The organism is Nocardioides islandensis, assembly GCF_015352455.1.
In the GTDB taxonomy this organism is placed as follows: Bacteria; Actinomycetota; Actinomycetes; order Propionibacteriales; family Nocardioidaceae; genus Nocardioides; species Nocardioides islandensis.
On the sequence record NZ_JADKPN010000003.1, the window covers coordinates 72,618 to 89,681 of the forward strand.

The window sequence follows — 17,064 nt, forward strand, 5'->3', positions numbered from 1 at the left end:
GTGGGCGACCCCGACGCCGTCACCGGCGACGTCACCGGCGACTTCCAGAGGCGCTGGCACGCCTTCGTGCGCCGCTGGCGTAGGGCCGAGCCCGACGAGCGGTCGGCGATGGTCGACGCCGCCCTGGCCGGCGGGCTCCCCCCGGCGAAGGGCCGGCCGCCCGTGCCGGAGCACGGCGTCGAGGTGCGGTGCGCCAAGGCGGTGATCCGGGCGAGCGGAGCCTTCGACGAGGAGGGGTACGCGCGCGCCCGCGCCAACCGTGTGGTGCTGCGCTCGGCCGACCCGCTCACCCAGTTCGTCACCAACGGGTGGCGCGAGCTGCGAGCGCCCAGCCTGGACTTCGACCTGTGGTGGTACTGGTCGGAGTACCTCGACCCGGCCCGCGAGGACGTCGACCCGCTGCTCCACTACCTGCTCGTCGGACGGCAGGCCGGCCACCTCCCCGTGCCGCCCCCGGCGCCGGAGCGCGAGCACCCGCGGCTGACCGGTGGGTCGGTCCGGCGGGTCTGCCTGTTCGCGGCCTACGACCGCGACGGTCTGGTCGACGAGTACGTCGTGGAGTACCTGCGCGAGCTCGCGCGGCACGCCGACGTCTACTACCTCGCGGACGGGGTGCTCGAGCCCGGCGAGCTCGACAAGCTGGACGGGGTCGTGGCGGGTGCGTGGAGCATCCCGCACGGCGCCTACGACTTCGGCTCGTACTCGATGCTGGCCCGCGACCTGGTCGGCTGGGACACGCTCACGACGTACGACGAGGTCGTCCTCGCCAACGACAGCTGCTTCCTGCTCCGGCCGCTGGACGACACCTTCGCCGAGATGGACACGCGCGCCTGCGACTGGTGGGGACTCCAGGCGACCTCCATGGAGTTCAACGAGGACGACCTGGACGACCCCGAGGCCCTGCTGTCCCTCGCCGAGGCCAAGGTCACGCTGGTGGGGCCGCGTCACTGGTCCGACGTGCTGTACCTCCACCTCAGCTCCTACTTCCTCGCTTTCCGGCGTCCGGTCATCGACGACCCGGGCTTCCGCCGGCGGCTGGACGCGGTGGTGCCGCAGGCCGAGAAGATGTCGGTCGTCCACAAGTACGAGGTGGGCATCAGCCGATACCTGATCGACTCGGGCTTCGAGTTCGACACGCTCGTGTCCGACCTCTACCCGTTCCACCCGCTGTACTCCCGGCGCTTCTTCGAGCTGGCCGCCCGCGGCTTCCCGCTCGTCAAGCGCAACTTCCTGGCCGAGAACCCGCGCCACGTCGCCGACTTCGCCCAGTGGGAGGACTGGCTGCGCGAGGCGGTGCCCGAGGCACCCATGGCGGCCATCCTGGCCAGCATCGACCGCGTCTCGCCGCACGACGTACGCGCGCGGTCCACCACCGTGCGCCGTGACCGGCTCGGCCGGCCGGTCGTGCCCAACCGCCCGCTGGCGGGGTACGGGTTCCGGTCGCGCAGCCGCGAGCTGCCCAAGCTCGACCACTGGTGGGCGTTCCCGGTGGACCGGCGCACCCACCAGCTGCCCTCGGGGTCCCGGGCGGTGTTGGAGGCCGTGCGCGACGACCCGTCCGTCCGCAAGGTGGTGCTGACCCGGTCCCGGCCGATCGAGCTGGCCGGGGAGAACCTGGTCGTCGAGTCCTTCGGCCACCTCGACGGGTCGGAGGCACTGGCGCGGTGCGGCTTCGTGCTGCTCGACGGCCACCCCGAGGACCAGTTCGAGATGCCCATGCCCGCGGCCTGGCACCGGTTCGTGCACGTGGGCGGCGGCCTCCCGATCGGCCCGCCGAGGCTCACCGGGGCCGAGCTGGAGGGAGAGGCGCAGCTGGCTGCGCGTGCAGTCGCCTCCCGTGCCGAAGCCCTCGCGCGTGCCGCAGCCGGTCCGGCGCCCGGCCTCACCGGCCTCTGGCTGACCGGGCTGCCGCGCCACGACCTCGTCGTGCGGGCGGACCTGCCCGAGGACCTCGCCCGCGAGGAGGCGGCGCTGCGCGAGCGGCTCGACGGTCGGCGACTGCTGGTCTTCTGGCCGCGGCCCGGAGGTGCGGCCCCGCACCTGGATCCCGCCCAGCTCGACCGGCTGGCCGACTGGGCACGCAGGCACGACGCGGTGGTCGGCGTCCGCGAGCCGGTCGTCGACCGCGCCGACGGCTGGACCTACGCGCTCCGGTCGGTCGTCGGCGTCGGGGTCGCGAACCGCACCGTGGCCAACGGGTCCACCGTGCTGCGCGTGGCCGACGCCGTCGTCACCGACGAGGCCGAGGAGGCCGTGGACTTCCTGCTCACCGGCCGCCGGCTGCTGCACTGGCTGCCCGACCCGCCCCAGACGGGCGACTCCCCGTTGGCCGCCTGCTACCCGCCCGACGAGTACCTCCCCGGCCCGGTGACCCGCTCCTTCGACGAGCTGCTCGCAGCCCTGGACTCGGCCTTCGACCCGCTCGGTACGTCGGAGCGGGACGCCTACGCGCGCGCCGTACGCCTGGCGTTCGCCCACACCGACGACCGCAACGCCTGGCGGCTGGCGTGGAGGATGCGGGGCTTCGCCTGAGGCCGTGGGTGCTGTTGGTGGTTCGCCTGCGGCGGGCTTGGGTTGCGGTTCCCACGCCCACGACCCGTGGGTGGTCTGCGCGCGAGGTCGGCTGACCTCACCCACCCCGGGCGGGTCACCGCAGCAGGGGTCCCGAAGCCCACCGCAGGCGTCAACCAAGCCCGCCGCAGGCGACCCCAGAACCGCAACCACAGACAACCCTGGGGAGGACCGCACGCCGCGACTACGTCGCGGCTTCCGCCAGCCACTCCTCGATCGGCAGGTACCTCTCCTGGACCAGGCGGACGACCCGGGCGGCGGAGCGGCCGTCGACGTACCGGTGGAGCTCGTCGCGCACGCGCGCGTGGCGAGCCCGCTGCTCGGCGGAGGGCTCGGCGAGCAGGCCGTCGAACGACGCCCGCAGCTCGTCCCAGGTGCGGAGCACCGGTCCGGGCACGACGTCGGCGAGGTCGTGGACCAGGCCCGGGAAGGCGGTGACCTCCTCGAGGTCGGGGGCGTACGCCGCCACGGGACGGTCCAGCACCAGGTAGTCGATCAGGTCGTCGGTGTAGTCGCCGACGAGGGCGTCGGCCGAGCGCAGGACCATCTCGGTGTCGGGCAGCACGCGGTGCGACAGGACGAGCAGGCCCGCCTCCCGTACCTCGGCAAGATCGAGCCCGAGCACCGGGTCGCTCGGCCGCTCACGGCGCGGGGGCCGGACGCCGACCACGGCGCCGTGCTCGGCGGCGCGGTCGCGCAGCCACCTGAGCTGCTCGGCGTCGAGCCGAGGGACCGGACTGGTGTCCCTGTCGGCCGGCGCCCAGACGACCAGACGGCGTCCCGCGCGGGCACGACGCAGGAGGTCGAGCTGGGCGCGCAGGTCGGGGGCGAGGGCCTCCTCGGGCCGGAGCAGGAGGTCCGCGCGCGGGGAGCCGGTGACCCGGCGCTTGGGTGAGTGCGGGGACAGCACCTGCGGCGCCAGGGCCATGGACTGCCGCTCCGAGGAGGCGCACACCAGGCGCGTGAGGTCCAGGTCGTGGAGCCGTTCGCGGAGGCGGAGCTGCGACACCTCGTCCGCCTCGCGGGGCAGCCCGTTGCCGAACGCAAGCAGGGCGGTCGTGTGCCCGACGTCCACGAACCGGTGCTTGCGCGGCTGGAGCGGGTGTGCGACGTCTGCGCGGGGTCCCTCGTTGACGAAGATCACGCCGGCCCGCAGCAGGTACCACTGGGCGCCCTGGCTCTCGGCGAGGACGGCGGCCACGTTGGCGCCACCGATGCCGGGGTTCTCGGTCGGCCCGATGATCACCTTCTTGATCGTCGGGTCGTGGCGGACCGCCTCGAACACGGCGCGCAGGTGCCCGCCGACCCGACCGGTGCGGGGGTCGACCGGGAAGACCCACCAGTGGTCGAAGCGGGGCACGAACCGCTCGAGGTCGTCGAAGTTGTCCGGACCGATGAGCTCCTCGCGGTGGAACCAGACGCCGGGCAGCCTCCGGACCGACAGGGCGCGGTTGAGGTTGAACGACGGCGAGACCCGCCACAGGTTGCGCTCCATCGCGTCCACGTCCGCGCCCGGGGTCAGGGCCAGCACGCGCTTCTTCCAGCGGTGGAGGTCGACGACGTGGAAGGGGTTCTCGTGGAGGAACTGCCGCTTGATGAACGGGAAGCCCTCCTCGATCAGCTCGAAGACCGACTCGCGGTAGATCGGGTGGAACGGCAGCACGCCGTCGATGAACGTCTCGACGTGGTACCCGGCCAGCGTCAGGTAGGAGGAGATGCCGATCTCGTACTTGCGGATGATCGAGTTCTTGTCCGACTGGCGCGCCACCGTCTCCAGCCGTCGACGCAGCTCGGGATCGGCCAGCACCTCCGAGCGCAGCACCATGAAGTAGGAGCCGACGTGGAACGAGTCGGACATGCGCCAGGGCCGGCGCTCGCGCGACTCGGTGACCAGGTCGGTCACCCGGAGTCGCCGCCCGAGCCGCTCCTGGTCGCCGGGCCGGAAGTGGTCGTCGGTGGCCTGGAGCCCCCACCAGTGCGCGGGGCGGGCGTCCATCGTCGCGAAGACCTCGTCGAGCGGACGCAGCAGGTAGCTGCTGTCGTTGGTCAGCAGCACCTCGTCGTACTCCGCGAGCGTGTCCCACCCGACCAGGTCGCGGGCCAGCATCGCGTAGGAGCCGAAGTCGTAGCGGCCGTGCCGGATCGCCCAGCGGCCCTTCGTGTACGGCGCCAGCTTGTCCAGCTCGCCCTCCTCGAGCGAGCAGTCGGCCAGGTAGAAGACGTCGGCGTGCCGGCTCAGCTCGGCGACGTACTCGACCACGTAGTCGTCGACCATGCCGTCGCCGTCGAAGCCCGCCAGCAGGCACGCGCGACGCGGTCGCTCGACGGCCGGCGGCACCTCGCGGACCGGCAGCACCGGCGGCAGGGGCTCGAGCCCCTGGAGCCGGCCCTCGGCGAGGTAGTGCACGAGCGGGTTGACGTCCTCGCCGGCCGGGTCGAGGTACGTCGTCCAGTACCACCAGACGTCGAAGTCGAGGGACGGGTTGCGCAGCTCCTTCCAGCCGAACCGGATGAAGTGGCGCAGCCCCTCGTGGTGGCCGCAGAACTGCCAGTGCAGCTCCCGGCTGTGCCACATGTAGCCGTAGTCGTTGAAGATGGCGCTGGCGGCGACCAGGTCGTGCTCGCACGCCATCCGGTCGGCGGGGTCCACCAAGGCGTCGGCGGCGTCGTCGCGCGGGTCGGCGCCGCTCTCGGAGATCCCCGCGTCGAGCCCTTCGGACAGCACCCGGTCGATGAGCGCCCGCCGGCGCTGCGGGTCGGGCTCCGCGGTCCAGCCCCGCACGAACGCCAGCCACCGCACCCGGAACGCGGCGGTCTCGAGGGCCGGGTCAGCCACGGGCGCCGGGGTCGTGGCCGAGGTGGTGCAGGAGGGCCGGAAGGTCGCTTCCGCGCGCCTCCGGGTGGTCCTCGAGATACGCCTGGGTGTCGAAGTCCGGCCCCGGATCGGCGCTGTTGTCGGTGATGCGGACGTAGTGGAGGGCGGGCGAGACGAGGTCGCGTACGGCGTCGGGCCGGTGCCGCAGGTACCAGCCGCCGTCGAACAGCCCGCTGGCCTCCACGGCGGCCACCCGGGCGCGCTCCGCCCCGGCCCCGTCGCCGCCAGGACGCAGCCGCGCGGCCAGTCCGCTCGGCTGCTCGGCCCAGTAGCGCTCCGACAGCAGCCGGGCCAGTGCGTCGGTGCTCGACCGGACCTGCCGGCGGAGGGCGGCACGCTGGCGACGTACCCGCTGGATCGCCTCCTCGGCGACCTCCTGGCGGCCACGGGCGAGCTTGAGCTCGCGACGCGCGAGCCGCAGCGCCTCGCGCAGCTCGGCCTCGTCCTCGGGTCCCATCGACGGCCCGCTCACGGCCGGTCGGCCAGCACGACCGTCTCGTTGTAGGTGAACGCCTTGCCGGCGAACCGCGGGAACGGGAAGGAGCGCACCGAGCGGGTGCGCAGCCCGACCTGCTCGAGCATGCCGGCGATGTCGCGGCCGTCGAGGAAGGTCACGTGGGTCGCGTCGGTGGTGTACCCGCGCTCCTGCGGGCAGATCACCGCGACGGTGCGCCGCACGAACGGGAGGTAGCGCTCGAGCAGCCCGATGCCCTCGTCGCGGGTCATGTGCTCCAGGACGTGGGACAGGAGGAGGCTGTCGTACTCCGGCTGGGCCGGCGGCTGGGGGTGGCGGGCGTCGAACTCGTCGGTGGTGACGGCGTCGAGCCCCCGGGACTGGGCGACCGCGATCGAGCTCGGGTTGTGGTCGACGCCGAGGCTGCCCGAGGGGAGGGTGGTGAGGTTGCGGCCGATGCCGCAGCCGACGTCGAGGGTGCGGCCCAGCCCGAGGCGGCGCAGGTTCCAGCGGTAGGGCCGCTGCACGTCGAGCAGCTGCTTCCAGCGCGCGCCCTCGCGCTGCTGGAGGCGCTGGGCGTAGGCCTCGGACGTGGTGTCGTCACTCATGACGTGGTGGTTCTCCCCGCAGATGTCTGGTCGGAGCCTGGAGGTGGCATGACCACCCTAAGCGGTGAGCAGGGACTGGACGACCATGGCGCTGGTCAGCGCCAGCACGCCCGCCGACAGCCAGCGCAGCCAGGGGTTGGTCGTGGTGGCGGTGCCCATGACGAGCAGGAGCGCGGCCGTGGCCATGTAGTAGCGCTGCTGGTACGGCACGGCCCGCGAGGATAGCCAGGTCAGGACGATGAGCGCCGCCGGCAGTATCCAGCTCAGCGCGATGGCCAGGACGGGGAAGGCGCCCTCGCCCGGGGTCTTCTCCACCACGACGCCGTCGCTGGGCACGGGGGCCGGCTCCTGGGCCGTGCGGACCAGGCGTCGCGGCAGCCGGATCTGCAGGGCCAGGCCCCAGGTGATCGCGGTCATCGCGGCGCTGACGGCGAAGAGGTACGGCCCGGCCAGCGGTCCCCAGACCAGCCCGGTGAACGGCGCCATGGACGCACCGAAGGCTCCGAGCGCTCCGTCGTCGATCACGTCCGCCGGGACCTTGCTCAGCTCCTCGAGGGTGTTCACACCGCCGACCCCACGGAGGTCGGGCTGGAGGATGCGGCTCAGCGCGGCCACCAGCACGACGACGGCGACGGTCCCGGCGATCGCGGCCCACCGGCGTACCTGGTCGGCTCGCGGCCGCCCGTGGCTGAGCAGGAAGGCCAGCATCAGCATCACCACGGAGAAGGAGACCAGCGTGGTCTCCTTGGCCGTCACCGTGAACACGCCGGCCAGACCCATGAGGAGCACCTGCTTCCAGTGCCCGATGCGCGACCGCGTGGCCATCCACACGGCCAGGACGGCGAGCCAGGCGGCGAACGCCTGCACCGCGGCGTCCGGGTTGACGGTGATGCCCTGGAGCAGGACGGCCGGCATCAGCGAGGTGCCGACCGACACCAGCAGCGCCGGCAGGACCGCGCAGCCGAGCAGCATCATCAGCAGGAAGAACCCGACGGACGCGGCGCCGAGCCACAGGGTGTTGGCCACCCGGCCGCACACCCGCGGGTGCAGCGACGTCGTCACGTCGCAGACGCGGTAGGGCACGGCGGTCAGCGCGTAGTAGGTGGGGGCGTAGTTGGTGGCGGTGCTCAGGCCGCCCCACGGCGCGAGTCCGGGCGTGTAGTGCTTCGAGCCGCACGGCTCCAGGCCGGCCCACGCCTCGCCCCGCGGGTTGTCGCACGCCAGCTCGCCGAGGACGTCCTGGCCGTACTGCTCGTAGACCTTCGGCATGTGCCCGTGGGACAGCTTGGCGACGTAGTCGAGGTGCGCCGCCTCGTCGAACGGGCTGCCCGGTGCCTTCGACACGCCGAGCAGGGCGACGGCCACGGTGACCGCGAAGGCGAGGATGGCCCACACGGCCGTCATCCGCGTCGATGGGCGGTGCGTGGTCATGGTCCTCCGAGTCCCCCGTGCGGCCCGCACCGGGGTGGTGAGGCGGCGAGAGCATAACGTGCGGGCCGGCTCGAGACGGATCCAGCGCAGCCTCGGGGAACCGGATCCGGGCCGGTCGACCGCCGGGTCCGGGGTGCGCGGGGCGGCTCGATCGCTGCGTTAGCCTGACCCGCGTTCACACCGCCTCGGGGACCCAGGAGCACCTCATCGACACCAACACGGCGCCGGCCCCGGACGACGAGGCGGTCCACGTCCCGGGTCGGGTCCAGGGCCGTCGGCGGTCGTGGCGGTGGCGCGGTTCGTGGGCCGACACCTTCGAGGTGGCCCTGCCGCTCCTGGGCTATGCCGTCGTCACCCTGACCGGCGCCACCACCTCGTCGCTGGGCCAGCTGCGGCAGGACCCCGCGACCCCTCTCGCCCACCAGTGGGGCACACCGCTGCCCATCCGGGAGGACGAGTGGCTCACCCAGACCCCCATCGCGCTGGAGACGCTGGTCCACGGCGCGGCGCAGGCGCCGTACCTCAGCCAGGCGCCCGACCTGGTCGACCAGATCTCCTCGGGCGGCGGGTTCAGCTCCGTGCTGTTCTTCGACGGCAACCTGCTGCGGCTGGGCGCGTGGCTGCCGGACGCGATGCTCTTCGCGGCGTACTCGGCGTTCCCGTGGCTGCTGCTGTTCCTCACCCTGCCGCGTCTGCTGCGTCGCCTGGGGGCGACGCGGCCGATGTCCTGGCTCGGCGTCGCACTCTGCTTCCTGGCGCCGGCCACCCTGTGGTGGTCCTTCACCCCGATCCGCATCCTGGGCTTCGCCGCCGCCGGCTGCTACCTGCTGTTCCTCGCCCGGGACCAGCTCGCGGCCCGTCGCCACCTCGTGGGCGTGCTGCTCGCGGGGATCGGGGGACTGTGCCTGGCGAGGCTGGCCAGCTTCTACGTCCCGTGGTCCCTGACCATCGGCGTCCCGCTGGTGCTCGCATCCGGCTGGTACCTGGTCCGCGAGCGGGCCGACCGGCGGGTCTCCCTGACGACGATCGGCGTCGGCGCGGTGATCGCGGTGGCCGTCTTCGCGGGGGTGCTCTGGGAGAACTGGGCGGCGTTGCACGCCGAGCTCACCACCGTCTACCCCGGCCTGCGCCGGGTGACCGGGCAGCCGCAGCCACCCTTCCTGCTCTTCGGGGCGCCCGGGCTCGGCGACCTCGAGGACGACCCCTTCCCGGTGCTGAACAACCAGAGCGAGATCTCCTCGGCCTTCCTGGTCTGCGGCGTGTGGGCTGCCGTCGTGTGGTCGGCGGCCCGCCGTGCGGCGACGCGTCCGCAGTGGGCGGCCGTCACGAGCCTGGCCGTCCTGACGGTGGTCATCACCTCGTGGGCGGCCGTGTCCTGGGGGGTCGTCGGCGAGCACGTGCCGCTCCTGAACGCCCTCCAGTCGATCCGGGCGGCCCAGACGGCCGGCTACCCCGCCGCGCTCATGCTCTGCCTCGTGCTGTCGCGCCTGGAGGCCGGCACCGCACGACAGGCCGGCTACGCCGCCGTGCTCTGCTTCGCCGTGACGGCGTACGGCGTCAGCGACCTCCAGCGCACCCTCCCGAGCTTGGGTCTCGTGCAGGTGTGGGTCAGCGTGGCCGCCGTGGCCGCCCTGGTCTGGTGCCTGACCCGCTGGCCGCGACGGGCCTGGCCGGTGGCCGCCACGACCGCCCTGCTGGTGGTGGCCGGTTACAACGCGAACCCCGTGGTGTTCGGGCTCGGCGACCTGCGCGGCTCGGAGGCAGCCCACAAGATGCACGCCTACGCCGTCGCGGCGGAAGCCGACGGGAGCCGCTGGGTCGCCGTCGTGCCGGAGGACACCGCGCTCCTCGCGGCGAACGGCGTCCCGACCGTCACCGGGTACCAACGGACGGGTCCGGTGGTGTCCCGCTGGGAGCAGCTCGACCCCGACCACACCTACGAGGAGGCGTGGAACCGTGGCGTCAGCTACGTGCTGATGGCGTTCACGCTGCCCGAGGGCTCGCCGGAGGACGCCCTGGCCGTCATCAGCGCGCCCGGTCCGGCCCTCATCTCGATCGCGATCCTGCCGTGCCGGCTGGCGGAGACCTCCCTCGGCGTCACCCACGTGCTGACGCCCTACGTCATGCACAGCAGGTGCGTCCGGGAGATCGACACGCTCACCTGGAACGGGCAGCCGCGGTACGTCTACGAGCTGGTCAGGGACGGGTGACGCTCACGCGCAGCACGCGGCGCGCGACGGCCCAGTAGCCCCGCGACGCGACGCGGAGCGGGGCCGGCGCGGCCAGTCCGGTCGACTCTCCCGGTGCGAAGTCGCCGGTGAGCAGCCGCAGCACCTCCCGGTCGGGCACGCGACGGGACTCCTGCACCAGCCGTCGCCGCCCGGCGACCTCACCACGATGCTGGAGCAGCCACCACCAGCCGCGCGCCTTCTCGCGGAACCACCCCTGCCGCAGTGCCACGAGGGCGACGGCGGCGTCCAGCGCGACCAGCACCGGGAGCAGCACGAGGAGGGTACGGCGCTCGTACAGCGTCGCGACCAGGAAGAGCCGGTTGCGCTCCAGCAGGTAGCTCTTGAGGGGGTTGCGGGAGAACTCGTAGCGGTGCAGCACCACGGCGTCGGGCACGTAACGCACCCGCCAGCCGTGCTGCCAGGTGCGCAGCGACAGCTCGGCGTCCTCGCAGTAGGCGAACATCGGCTCGCAGAAGCCACCGAGCTCGGCGAACCGGTCGGCGCGCACGGCGGTCGCGGCGCCGGTCGCGGACGCCACGTCCTGCGGCGTCGCGTGGTCGGCGGCCGGCTCGCCCAGCCCGCCGGCCCAGCTGAGCCCCGTGAAGTGGACCGGGTTGCCGGCGGAGTTCATCACGTCCGGCTCGTCGTAGAGGCGCAGCGAGCCGCTCGCCAGGCCGACCGTCTCGTCCTCGAGCGCGTCGGCCAGGGCGCGCAGGGCCCCGGGCCGGACGACGGCGTCGCCGTTCACGAACGCGAGCACGGGCGACTCGGCGTGGCGGGCGCCGAGGTTGCAGCCGCCGGCGAACCCGGTGTTGGTGCCCGGCGTGACCACGGTGACGCCGGTGACGTCGCGCAGCCGCTCGACCGCGTCGGTGGTGCAGCCGTTGTCGACGAGCACCACGTCGACGTCCGCACCGGCCGAGTCGAGGAGGGCGTGGACGCACTCGCCGAGGACCGGTTCGGCGCCGTAGGCGAGGACGACCGCCGTGACCCGCGGCCCCGTCATGGGGTGGGGCTCATCGTGCCTGCTGCACCTCGGTGTCGTCCTCGCCGGTGGCGCGCTGGATCTCCAGGCGCAGCAGGCCGACTTCTTCGGCCAGGGTCCGGGTGCGCTCCTCGAGACGGCCGAGCTCGTAGCTGTGCTGGAGCGTGAGCAGGAGCAGGACGACGGAGGCGACGAAGAAGAGGAGGTTCGAGGGGAGGCTCAGGCCGAGCAGGTCGGTGGCCCAGCCGAGCAGGCCCGGGAACACCGCGACCACGACGGCGGCCAGCGCGATCAGGAACCAGATGAGGGCGTACTTCTCGCGCAGCCGGTGCCGGCGCAGCATCTCGAAGAGCGTGACCAGGATGGCCACCGCCATGGCGAGGCCGAGAAGGTTGGCGCCCATCACGGCCTCCCGACCGATTGGCCCGCAGGCAGCGTCACCGTGGTGTCCACGGCCTGCCCGACCGGTTCGTTCGCAGCCACCTGCGTCGGCCAGCGGCGTACCAGGGCGAGGGTCAGCGCCACGACGGCGCGGAACAGGTAGATCGCGGCGCGGACGGGTGAGGCGCTGGCCGTGCCGGCGGTCCGCGGCCGCATCTGCACGGGCACCTGGCGGATGGTGCAGCCGGTGCGCAGCGCGATGACGAGGGACTCGACGGTGTCGCCGAGGTACTCCGCGGGGTAGTGCGCCGCGAAGACGCCGATGGCCCGCCGGTCGGCCGCCCGGAAGCCGGACGTGGCGTCGTTGACGGTCGTGTGCGCCAGGCGGCTGAGCACCCGGCCCAGCAGCACCATCGCCCAGCGGCGCGGGCCGCGCACGGTGTACGTCGCGTCCGGCCCGGCGAACCGGGAGCCGATCACGACGTCGGCGTCGTCCAGTGCGGCGACGAGTGTGGGCAGGTAGCTGGGGTCGTGCTGGCCGTCGGCGTCCACCTGCACGGCGACGTCGTAGTCGTGGCGCTGGGCGTAGCGGAAGCCGGCGCGCATCGCGCCACCGACACCGAGGTTGAAGGGCAGCCGGCAGACCAGGGCGCCCGCGGCGGCCGCGCGCTGCGCGGTGGCGTCGAGCGAGCCGTCGTCGATGACGAGCACGTCGATCGAGGGGTTGGTGGTCCGGATCTCGTTGATCGTGGCGACGACCGAGTCCTGCTCGTTCCACGCGGGGACGATGACCAGCACCCGCGCAGGCGGGGTCGGTGGCATGGGGCGCATGCTAACAACTGCGAGGCCTCCGCCCCGGCATCGTCGGGGTCGCCTGCGGCGGGCTTGGGACCATGGTCGCCGGCGGCTGCACGAGGAGATCCCGCCGCCTACCCACTCGTCGCTCGTCCCTCACGACGAGCCGCCAGACCCACCACGGCGGCGGGACCTCCTCGCTCCGCCGCTCGCGGTCCGGTCACGGGAGGGTGGTGGAAGAGCCACCACCCGCTGCGGTGACCCGCCCCGGTTGGTTGAACAACCGGGCTCACGTGAGGAGGTTGACGATCGACAGGGCGGCCAGGAGGAGGAGTGCGCGGCCGTGCGCGGGGGCCCGGAAGGCCCAGGCCGTCACGGCGGCGATCCCGGGCAGCAGGGCGTAGCCGTAGCGCGGAGACAGCTGGAAGTAGAGGTGGTTGGCGTAGAAGTTGAGCGCGACCAGCAGGAACGGGCTGACGAGCACCATGACCAGCAGGCCCAGGCCGAGGGCGCTCACGCGGGGGCGGTTGCGCAGGGCCAGTGCGGCCACCAGGACGCCGGCGGCGAAGACCCCGGACGTCACGGTCACCACGAACGAGTTGGTGCCGTCGGCCAGGAAGCCGGGCTGCCAGTTGCCCGTGCCGGGGCTGAAGAAGGTGTAGAGCATCTGCTCCCAGATGGCGCCCCAGTCGACCTTGTCCGCGTGCAGCAGGACGTTGATCGGGATGGTGTCGGGGTCGACCAGCCCCGACCTCTGGAAGCGCAGGCCCCAGACGAACGAGATCACGCCGAACACCGCCAGGCAGCCGGCCGCCGCGAGCAGGCCAGGCCGGAGCCGGCGCTGTTCGGGGTCGCGGGCGAGCAGCGGGCGCACGACCAGGTAGACGATCACCGCGCCCACGGCGGCGAACGCGGTGAACTTGGTGACCGCGGCGAGGGCCACGGCGCCGAGCAGGAGCAGCAGCCGCCGTCGCGACCCGTCGTACGTGAGGGCGGCGATCATGGCCAGCCCGCTGGTGACGGCGGTCGCGGTGTCTGGGCCCATGGTCCCGGCCGAGGCCACGACCGTCGGTGAGAGCCCCGTGAACACGGCCGCGGCCGCGGCCGTCGCGGTCGGGACGCCGAGCCGGCGGGCCAGCAGGTGGATCACCACCATCAGCGCGGTCAGCCACAGGGCTCCGATCGCGCGGGACACGTCCCACAGCGACCAGGGCGTCACCTTCACGACCGGTCGCGCGATCACGGCGGTGACGCCGTAGTAGAGCGGCGGCGTGCTGCCCGCGGTCGAGAAGCCGTCTCCGGGGAACTTCTTCGCGACGTAGGGGCCGCCGCAGTCGGGCACCCTCAGCGGGTACTCCGGCCCCATCGTGCGGCAGGCCCACTCGTCGAGCCCCTCGGGCGAGATCGTCTCGCCGTTGACCGGCACGTGCGGGAAGTCGTGGATGTAGTCGAAGTGGACGACCTCGTCGATGGGTGACGGGTACGGGTAGTGGTGCATCACCAGGCCGACCCCGACCGCCGAGCACGCCAGGTACAGGACGAGCAGGAGCACGGCGCCGCGACGTCGCACGAGCTGCTGCCGCAGCGGGTGCGTCGTCATCGACCGGTCAGAGCTTCCCGTCGGCCACGGCCTGCGTGACCCACGGGATGACCTCGTCGAGCATGTCGTCGAGGGTCGTGGTGCACTCGAAGCCGAGCACCTCGCGCGCCTTGGTGACGTCCGGCACGCGCTTCTGCACGTCGTACTCGTAGGCCGGGTCGCTGACGATCCGCAGCGGCACGTCCGGGCCCTTGATCTTGCGCCAGATCACCTCCGCGAGCTCGCGCACCGACGTCGACTCCGGGGTGGAGATGTTGAAGTCGTTGTTGAACGCGGCGTCCTGCTCCATGCACTCGACGATGCCGCGCGCGAGGTCGCCACCGTAGGTGTAGTGCCGGATCTGGTTGCCCTCGCCGAGGATGTGGAGCGGGTCCTGCCCCTTGACGATCTTCTGCACCAGGTCGGGCACCACGTGGCTCATGGCCAGCTTGACGTTGCCCGAGTCGATCTCGACGTCGCCGAGCGCGCGTCCCTCGCCGATGCCGACGCAGTTGAACGGGCGCACGATCGTGTACGGCAGCTCGTACTGTTCCCACGCGGCCTTGGCGAAGTACTCGACGGCCAGCTTCTGGAAGCCGTACGACGAGAGCGGCGGCGGGATCTTCCGCTCGTCGCCCTCCTTCGACGGCCAGTGCTCGGTGGACTCGAACACCATCGAGCTGGAGAGGTAGGTGACCTTCTTCAGCTTGCCGTGCTGGTGCGCCTCGATGGCGGCGTCGCACTGCGAGGCCATGATCCGCTCGTTGGTGGCCAGCAGGTCGTAGGCGTAGGCGTGGAAGTAGGAGATGCCGCCGATGAGTGCGGCGCCGGCGATCAGGTGGTCGCAGTCCGACAACAGCTTCTTCATCACGTCGACGTTGCGGACGTCGTCCTCGACGAAGTAGTAGTCCGGGTGGTTGTCGTAGGACTTCTCGACCGGCCCGTACTTCGAGTAGTTGTCGATGCCGACCACGGAGTAGCCACGGCCCAGCAGCTCCTCGACGACGTACCCGCCGATGAAGCCGGCGGAGCCGGAGACGAGGACCTTGCCCTTGCTCGCGGTCGTCCCGGTGCTTGTCCCTGGGGTTGTCTCAGTCATGTGATCTGCGTGTTCCGTTCGTCTACTTGGAGGTGGAGTTGCGTGCGGCGATCGCGGCGCTCTGGCGCTTCAGCTCCTCGACGGAGAGGCGCGGCCCGAACGCGAAGCGGTACCAGCGCAGGTACTTGGGGATCCACGCCTTCAGCTCGAAGTTGGAGTCCCCGTCCGTCCGGTCCAGCCAGATCGTGGAGATCTCGGCCACCGGCCGACGCAGCCGCCGCGCCTTGGCGGTGAGCTCGAGCCCGATCTCGAAGCCGGTCTGGCTGTCGATGCCGACCTCGCGGATGAAGTCGGTCGAGTACGCCTTGAAGCTGTTGGTGGCGTCGTGCGTCCCGACGCGTCCCAGCCGGCTCAGTGACAGTCCCGCGGTGCGCGACAGCATCCCCTTGACCATCGGTCCGCCGACCTGCTGGCCGCCGGGGGAGTAGCGGGACGCCGCGGCGACGACGACACCGCGGTCGATGAGCCGCGCGAGGTCGTCGATCTGGCGCGGGTCGTCGCTGCCGTCGGCCATCGTCACCACGACGGCCGAGTGACGGGCGTGGTCGATGCCGTAGCGGATGGCGTACGCCGGCCCGCGGCCGTAGGTGTTGACCAGGGTGGTGAGCCGCGGCTCCTTCTCGGCGTACGCCTGGAGCACCGGGACGGTGGAGTCCTCCTCGAAGTCGACGACGACGAGGACCTCGCACTCGAGCTCGACCGCGTCGAACATCCGGTCCAGCACCGGGATGATCGCGTCGCCCTCGTTGTACGCCGGGATGACGACGGAGACGGCGAGGGTCACAGCGTGCTGCCCCGTCCGAGGAAGTTCCACACGTCGGCGACCGGCTTGTCGGTCACCAGGTCGCGGTAGGCCCGGTGGGGCGCGGCCAGGATGAGGATGTCGCTCTGCTCCAGGACGGTCTCGAGGGGCTTCAGCGTCGGGTCCACCGTGACGTACGGGTCGGTGCACAGCACGTCGCCGGCCCGGAACTCCAGGATCCGCTTGAGCTTGTAGGACAGCGACGAGCGGATGTCGTCGCTCTCCCCCTTGAACGCCATGCCGAGGATGCCGACGGTCTTGGTGCTCAGGTCGTGGGTGCGCTCGAGCTGGGACACGATGTAGAGCGGGAGGCCCTCGTTGACCAGCATCGCGGCGTGGCCCAGCTGGAACGAGTTGTCGGTGAACGCGGCCAGCTGCATGGTGTCCTTGAAGAGGCACGGCCCCGCGGCGAGCCCTGCGCCGGGCATGTCCGCAGCGCGCGGGTAGTCGTAGGCCAGCGCCTTGCGGATCTTGTCGAAGTCCAGGCCGTGGTCGTTGGCCATGATGTAGAACTGGTTGGCCGCGGCGAACTTGATGTAGCGCCAGGTGTTCGTGAACAGCTTGGCGAGCTCGGCCTCCTCGGGCTCGAGCTCCACCGTCGAGTCGGTGAGGTTCTTGAACAGCGACGCCGCGCGGTCGCGGGCCCGGGTCGTGCGCCCGGACACGATCTGGGGAAGCGAGAAGAGCTCCTCCATGGCCTTGCCCTCGGCGATGCGCTCGGGGCAGAAGGCCACGTCGACGTTGACGCCGGACTCCTCGAACATGTGCTCCACGCCGCGGGTGACACCGGGGTACACGGTGCTGCGCAGCACGAGCAGCTGGCCGTCGCGGAAGTGCGACATGCTGCTGAGCAGCGCGCGCTTGACCGCGCGCGGGTCGGGGTTGAGGTGCTCGTCGACCGGCGTGCCGATGACGACGACCACGGCCTCGGCCTCGGAGAGGACGTTCGCGTCCGTGGTGACGTACAGCTTGTCGTCGGCGATCGCCTTGGCGAGCACCTCTTCGGCGCCGTCCTCGCGGAACGGCAGGCGGCCCGAGCTGACGAGCTCGACCGCGCGGGCGTCGATGTCGTGGATGGCGACCTTGAGCCCGCGGGAGGCGAAGGCGACGGCCAGCGGCAGGCCCACGTGGCCGCAGCCACCGACCACTACGACGTCGTAGGTGAAGTCGGGTGAAACAGGCACGCGTGGTCCTCTTCGCTCACATGTGCGCTCGTCCTGAGGCAGGTCGGCACGCTGGACAGATGCGCTGGG

The 17,064-nt window shown here is 72.1% G+C and carries 13 protein-coding genes; 2 read left to right on the forward strand and 11 right to left on the reverse strand.

What is annotated here, in order from left to right:
• Nucleotides 1-2,532, forward strand: coding sequence for a rhamnan synthesis F family protein (locus tag ISU07_RS07770; RefSeq protein WP_194706211.1), 2,532 nt, complete (start codon nucleotides 1-3; stop codon nucleotides 2,530-2,532).
• Nucleotides 2,533-2,755: 223 nt separating this feature from the next.
• On the opposite strand, the gene ISU07_RS07775 is transcribed toward ISU07_RS07770, so the two are convergent.
• The 4 genes from ISU07_RS07775 to ISU07_RS07790 are packed head-to-tail and all read right to left on the reverse strand — an operon-like array spanning nucleotide 2,756 to nucleotide 7,939.
• Nucleotides 2,756-5,407 (reverse strand): CDP-glycerol glycerophosphotransferase family protein, encoded by a 2,652-nt coding sequence (locus ISU07_RS07775; protein WP_194706212.1) that lies wholly within the window; start codon nucleotides 5,405-5,407, stop codon nucleotides 2,756-2,758.
• Nucleotides 5,400-5,903 carry a hypothetical protein gene (locus ISU07_RS07780; RefSeq protein ID WP_194706213.1) on the reverse strand — a complete coding sequence of 168 codons (504 nt, stop codon included), beginning with the start codon at nucleotides 5,901-5,903 and terminating at the stop codon, nucleotides 5,400-5,402. Before ISU07_RS07780 ends, ISU07_RS07775 begins: the two co-directional genes overlap by 8 nt.
• An 11-nt stretch (nucleotides 5,904-5,914) precedes the next feature.
• Entirely contained in the window at nucleotides 5,915-6,508 is a 594-nt protein-coding gene (locus tag ISU07_RS07785; protein WP_194706214.1) for a class I SAM-dependent methyltransferase, read from the reverse strand.
• Between the two features lie 57 nt (nucleotides 6,509-6,565).
• Nucleotides 6,566-7,939, reverse strand: a complete 1,374-nt coding sequence (locus ISU07_RS07790) for a glycosyltransferase family protein (RefSeq protein ID WP_194706215.1) — start codon at nucleotides 7,937-7,939, stop codon at nucleotides 6,566-6,568.
• Nucleotides 7,940-8,259: 320 nt separating this feature from the next.
• Between ISU07_RS07790 and ISU07_RS07795 the strand changes: the two genes are divergently transcribed.
• On the forward strand, nucleotides 8,260-10,149 hold the full coding sequence (locus tag ISU07_RS07795) for a DUF7657 domain-containing protein (RefSeq protein ID WP_194706216.1): 1,890 nt from the start codon (nucleotides 8,260-8,262) through the stop codon (nucleotides 10,147-10,149).
• Here ISU07_RS07795 and ISU07_RS07800 read toward each other — a convergent pair.
• From ISU07_RS07800 to ISU07_RS07830, 7 genes are all read right to left on the reverse strand, one after another.
• Nucleotides 10,136-11,176, reverse strand: coding sequence for a glycosyltransferase family 2 protein (locus tag ISU07_RS07800; protein WP_194706217.1), 1,041 nt, complete (start codon nucleotides 11,174-11,176; stop codon nucleotides 10,136-10,138). The genes ISU07_RS07795 and ISU07_RS07800 overlap by 14 nt on opposite strands.
• Nucleotides 11,177-11,186: 10 nt before the next feature.
• Nucleotides 11,187-11,558 carry a DUF2304 domain-containing protein gene (locus tag ISU07_RS07805; RefSeq protein ID WP_228521503.1) on the reverse strand — a complete coding sequence of 124 codons (372 nt, stop codon included), beginning with the start codon at nucleotides 11,556-11,558 and terminating at the stop codon, nucleotides 11,187-11,189.
• Complete coding sequence (locus ISU07_RS07810; RefSeq protein ID WP_194706219.1) at nucleotides 11,558-12,358, reverse strand: glycosyltransferase family 2 protein; 801 nt, start codon at nucleotides 12,356-12,358, stop codon at nucleotides 11,558-11,560. The genes ISU07_RS07805 and ISU07_RS07810 overlap by 1 nt, the downstream gene beginning before the upstream one ends.
• Before the next feature lie 262 nt (nucleotides 12,359-12,620).
• Nucleotides 12,621-13,931: a hypothetical protein gene (locus tag ISU07_RS07815; RefSeq protein ID WP_194706220.1), complete on the reverse strand. Its 1,311-nt coding sequence runs from the start codon at nucleotides 13,929-13,931 to the stop codon at nucleotides 12,621-12,623.
• 7 nt (nucleotides 13,932-13,938) lie between these two features.
• Nucleotides 13,939-15,009, reverse strand: coding sequence for an NAD-dependent epimerase/dehydratase family protein (locus tag ISU07_RS07820; protein WP_194706221.1), 1,071 nt, complete (start codon nucleotides 15,007-15,009; stop codon nucleotides 13,939-13,941).
• 22 nt (nucleotides 15,010-15,031) lie between these two features.
• Entirely contained in the window at nucleotides 15,032-15,793 is a 762-nt protein-coding gene (locus ISU07_RS07825; protein ID WP_194706222.1) for a glycosyltransferase family 2 protein, read from the reverse strand.
• Nucleotides 15,790-16,995, reverse strand: a complete 1,206-nt coding sequence (locus ISU07_RS07830) for a nucleotide sugar dehydrogenase (protein WP_194706223.1) — start codon at nucleotides 16,993-16,995, stop codon at nucleotides 15,790-15,792. Before ISU07_RS07830 ends, ISU07_RS07825 begins: the two co-directional genes overlap by 4 nt.
• Between the last annotated feature and the right edge of the window lie 69 nt (nucleotides 16,996-17,064).

Coding starts and splice junctions, on each gene's coding strand:
- ISU07_RS07815 (WP_194706220.1), bottom strand. CDS start 13,931: ATGACGACGCACCCGCTGCGGCAGCAGCTCGTGCGACGTCGCGGCGCC.
- ISU07_RS07820 (WP_194706221.1), bottom strand. CDS start 15,009: ATGACTGAGACAACCCCAGGGACAAGCACCGGGACGACCGCGAGCAAG.
- ISU07_RS07785 (WP_194706214.1), bottom strand. CDS start 6,508: ATGAGTGACGACACCACGTCCGAGGCCTACGCCCAGCGCCTCCAGCAG.
- ISU07_RS07780 (WP_194706213.1), bottom strand. CDS start 5,903: ATGGGACCCGAGGACGAGGCCGAGCTGCGCGAGGCGCTGCGGCTCGCG.
- ISU07_RS07790 (WP_194706215.1), bottom strand. CDS start 7,939: ATGACCACGCACCGCCCATCGACGCGGATGACGGCCGTGTGGGCCATC.
- ISU07_RS07810 (WP_194706219.1), bottom strand. CDS start 12,358: ATGCCACCGACCCCGCCTGCGCGGGTGCTGGTCATCGTCCCCGCGTGG.
- ISU07_RS07805 (WP_228521503.1), bottom strand. CDS start 11,558: ATGGGCGCCAACCTTCTCGGCCTCGCCATGGCGGTGGCCATCCTGGTC.
- ISU07_RS07800 (WP_194706217.1), bottom strand. CDS start 11,176: ATGACGGGGCCGCGGGTCACGGCGGTCGTCCTCGCCTACGGCGCCGAA.